The following is a 3,648-nucleotide window of genomic DNA, read 5'->3' on the forward strand; positions in this document are numbered from 1 at the left end:
AAATATCAAAAAGGAGAGAACCAATTCGGTTCTCTCCAGATCTTAGCTGACATCAACCCACTACAGTTGACAAAGAGCCTCAATAACCTCACTCGGTAAACTAGAGGCCACTCCAAAAGAGGCATACCGCCCACGAGTACTTGTAAATGCCATGGTTCACCTCCTCAGAGTAATAAAAAATGCACCCTAGAGGAGTCGAACCTCTAACCGCCTGATTCGTAGTCAGGTACTCTATCCAGTTGAGCTAAGGGTGCAAAAACATATTCAATTGTTATAAATATATTATACACTTTCTTACATAAAATGCAAGGATTTTTCAATTATTTTTTTAATACAAGCAAAAAAAACTGGCTTCCCAGTTTCTTTTGACAACTTTACTGCTTTTTCAATCCTAAATAGCGCTTGTACCAAATATCCACAAAAGCTTGAGAGAATGGGCCTTGCTCTTTGTTAATCCAGTCAACTAAAGTTTTGACATTTTCCTTTAAAATATAGTCTAACTCTGCTGAATACTGCATTTGACGTTTATGGCGCTCGTATTCCTCAACATCTAAAAGCCGCTTCTCCCCGCTTTCAAAAACTTTGACATCCAAGTCATAATCAATATACTTAAGCGCCTCTAAGTCAAGATAATAAGGGCTAGCTAAATTGCAATAGTAAGAAATCCCTGTATCCCGAATCATTGCAACAATATTAAACCAATATTTCTTATGGAAATAAACAATAGCAGGCTCGCGTGTCACCCAGCGGCGCCCATCTCCTTCGGTTACCAATGTATGATCATTGACTCCGATAAGTGCATTTTCTGTTGTTTTTAGTACCATGGTATCTCGCCAAGTCCGGTGAAGATTGCCATTATGCTTATAACTCTGAATTGTAATAAAGTCGCCTTCTTTTGGAAGTTTCATAACCTACCAACTTTCTACAATTTAAGTTTACCGCTTATATTTTACCATATTTTCAGAAAAATGGGGAAAATTTTCTCTCTTTTTAGAAATATTCTCTGAGGGCACTGGCGATGTCAGAAAAATCATAGCCTTTGCGGGCTAGGGCTTGGGTTAATCGTTGTTTGAGCTCGTATCCTTGGTATTTGCGACTGTATTTTTGATACTGCTTGTCCAGTTCTTTGAATAGAAGCGCTTCTTGCTCTTCCTCGTCTTGCTCGATATTTAGATGTTGAAAAGCCTCCTTGGCTTCGCTATAAGAAAATCCTTTGTTGATGAGATTTTGGATGATTTTGTCCTGCAAGGCCTTCTGGGGCAGCCTATTTTCATATTTTTTTAATAATTTCTGGGCAGCCTTTTGGGCGAGCGAGCTAAAGTCCGTATCTTGCAAAAGTTCCTCAAGAATACTAGCGGCGATGCCTTTTTGACTTAATTTTTGCTTGAGAACATAAGCTCCCTTGTCGCCAGAAAGAAGATTGGACTGGATAAAAGTTTCTGCGTATTTGCGGTCATTGAGCCAGTTATCCGCTAGCAAATTGTCAATGACTTGCTCTCTTATCGTCTCATCAATCTCATGCTTGGTCAGGTAATCGCGGACTTCTTTGGTCGTGCGTTGCTTAAAGGAGAGATGATAGAGCGCTAGATTTTTGCCATAGGAAAACTGAGCGTAGGACTGGATTTCGGTCAATTCTTCGGCAGTAATTTCCTTGTCTTTGGACAGCATAAAACGTACAATGGTGTCTTCGGTGATGTAGAGTTGCTGGTCTTGGTCAAGCCCCAGCAAGTAAAGTCGTTTTTTCTTTTCGATTTTGGTAATTTTCATATTATCATTATACTAAAAAATGTAGTAAAATAGGGGTATGAATGTGAAAGTGAAACAAAGAATTCCCCTAAAAATCAAACGTATGGGAATCAATGGCGAGGGCATTGGTTTTTATAAGAAAACCTTGGTCTTTGTGCCGGGCGCACTCAAAGGCGAGGAAGTCTTTTGCCAAGTGACTAGTGTTAAGCGCAATTTTGTGGAGGCACGGCTTCTATCAATCAATAAAAAATCTAAATTTCGAGTTCAGGCTCCCTGTGCCATTTACGATACTTGCGGTGGTTGCCAAATTATGCACCTGTGCTACGATAAGCAGCTGGCTTTTAAGGAAGATTTGCTGCGGCAGGCGCTGAAAAAATTTGCTCCGGAGGGCTACGAAAACTATGAAATCCGTCCGACCATTGGCATGAAAGAGCCCCAGCATTATCGGGCTAAGCTGCAATTTCAGACGCGGAAGTTTAAAGGGCAGGTCAAGGCGGGACTTTACGCTCAAAATTCTCATTACTTGGTATCTTTGGAGAATTGCTTGGTGCAGGATAAGGAGACGCAGACGATTATCAATCGGGTGGCTAAATTATTGACTTTTTACCAGTTGCCCATTTATGATGAGCGCAAGATTGCTGGGGTACGAACCGTTATGGTTAGGCGGGCTCGAAAGACGGGGCAGGTTCAGCTGATTTTTGTAACCAGTCGCAGGCTGAATTTCACCGATTTGGTCAAGGATTTGGTGGCTGAATTTCCACAAATCAAAACGGTGGCGGTCAATTACCAAACCAGCAAATCCAGCGAAATTTATGGCAATAAAACGGAAATCATCTGGGGGCAAGAGGCGATTGAAGAAGGTGTATTGGACTACGAATTTTCCTTGTCACCGCGCGCTTTTTACCAGCTGAATCCTGAGCAGACCGAAATCCTTTACAGTCAGGCGGTCGAAGCGCTGGATGTGAAAGCAACAGACCATTTGATTGATGCTTACTGTGGTGTCGGGACGATTGGCTTTGCCTTTGCCAACAAAGTCCAGTCCTTGCGAGGCATGGATATTATACCAGAGGCGATTGAGGACGCCAAGCGCAATGCCAAGCGAATGGGCTTTACAAATACTCACTATGAGGCAGGGGCGGCAGAGACCATTATTCCGCGTTGGTACAAGGAGGGCTATCGAGCGGATGCCTTGATTGTTGACCCACCGCGGACAGGGCTGGATGACAAGTTGCTTGCAACCATTGTTTCTTATGCACCGTCCAAAATGGTTTACGTGTCTTGTAATGTTTCGACCTTGGCGCACGACTTGGTAGAGCTAAGCAAGGTTTATGAGGTCGCTTATATCCAGTCAGTGGATATGTTCCCACACACTGCTCGAACAGAAGCCATTGTGAAACTCCTAAAGAAATAACCTTTAAATAGAAAACTCTATAATCCTTAGCGTTCATTGCTACAAAGATTATAGAGTTTTTATTATTTAGAAAAATATTTATAGTACTGAGCATCACACATTGCAGACAAAATTTTAGGATAATGAACAAGTTGAGGAAATTTTAACAACAAATGATAAAGAATAAGCTCACGAACTTCTTTTTGATTTTGGCAAGTTGCATGAGAAAAATTCATTTCAAGATACAAATTTTTAACGATAGACATTAAGATCTCCTTTATTTTTTCTTTAGTCTATCATCTTTTTTTATTTAAAAGGAAACTTTATTCATTTTGCTATTTTTTAAACAGAATTGGCAGTTTTATCCTCCATTTTTAACATCAAAGGGATAACATATGCTCTATCAGCATTTGAAAATAAAAAAGAGCCTGGGACAATAGTCCCTTATCTCCAAAAAAAGCAACGGCAAATCCGTTGCTTTTTTGCATGGTTGCGATAGTCTTGGTAAAATA

Annotated in this window: 4 protein-coding genes and 1 tRNA gene; 1 reads left to right on the forward strand and 4 read right to left on the reverse strand. The window is 40.7% G+C overall.

All coding sequences use genetic code 11. The annotated features are described in order from the left end of the window. Nucleotides 1-180: 180 nt before the first annotated feature. The 3 genes from A3I3_RS0109430 to recX form a co-directional block, all read right to left on the reverse strand. Nucleotides 181-254, reverse strand: a tRNA-Arg gene (locus tag A3I3_RS0109430). Nucleotides 255-374: 120 nt separating this feature from the next. Then, complete coding sequence (gene ntdP / locus A3I3_RS0109435) at nt 375-908, reverse strand: nucleoside tri-diphosphate phosphatase (protein WP_018372444.1); 534 nt, start codon at nt 906-908, stop codon at nt 375-377. A gap of 82 nt (nt 909-990) precedes the next feature. Continuing rightward, entirely contained in the window at nt 991-1,767 is a 777-nt protein-coding gene (gene recX / locus A3I3_RS0109440) for a recombination regulator RecX (RefSeq protein ID WP_018372445.1), read from the reverse strand. Between the two features lie 37 nt (nt 1,768-1,804). On the opposite strand from recX, the gene rlmD reads away from it, so the two are divergent. Continuing rightward, nucleotides 1,805-3,157 (forward strand): 23S rRNA (uracil(1939)-C(5))-methyltransferase RlmD, encoded by a 1,353-nt coding sequence (gene rlmD / locus A3I3_RS0109445; RefSeq protein WP_018372446.1) that lies wholly within the window; start codon nt 1,805-1,807, stop codon nt 3,155-3,157. 62 nt (nt 3,158-3,219) lie between these two features. On the opposite strand, the gene A3I3_RS0109450 is transcribed toward rlmD, so the two are convergent. Further along, nucleotides 3,220-3,402: a hypothetical protein gene (locus A3I3_RS0109450; protein WP_018372447.1), complete on the reverse strand. Its 183-nt coding sequence runs from the start codon at nt 3,400-3,402 to the stop codon at nt 3,220-3,222. Between the last annotated feature and the right edge of the window lie 246 nt (nt 3,403-3,648).

Origin of the sequence: Streptococcus massiliensis DSM 18628, assembly GCF_000380065.1 — a bacterium.
GTDB lineage: Bacteria > Bacillota > Bacilli > Lactobacillales > Streptococcaceae > Streptococcus > Streptococcus massiliensis.

Coding starts and splice junctions, on each gene's coding strand:
- recX (WP_018372445.1), bottom strand. CDS start 1,767: ATGAAAATTACCAAAATCGAAAAGAAAAAACGACTTTACTTGCTGGGG.
- A3I3_RS0109450 (WP_018372447.1), bottom strand. CDS start 3,402: ATGTCTATCGTTAAAAATTTGTATCTTGAAATGAATTTTTCTCATGCA.
- rlmD (WP_018372446.1), top strand. CDS start 1,805: ATGAATGTGAAAGTGAAACAAAGAATTCCCCTAAAAATCAAACGTATG.
- ntdP (WP_018372444.1), bottom strand. CDS start 908: ATGAAACTTCCAAAAGAAGGCGACTTTATTACAATTCAGAGTTATAAG.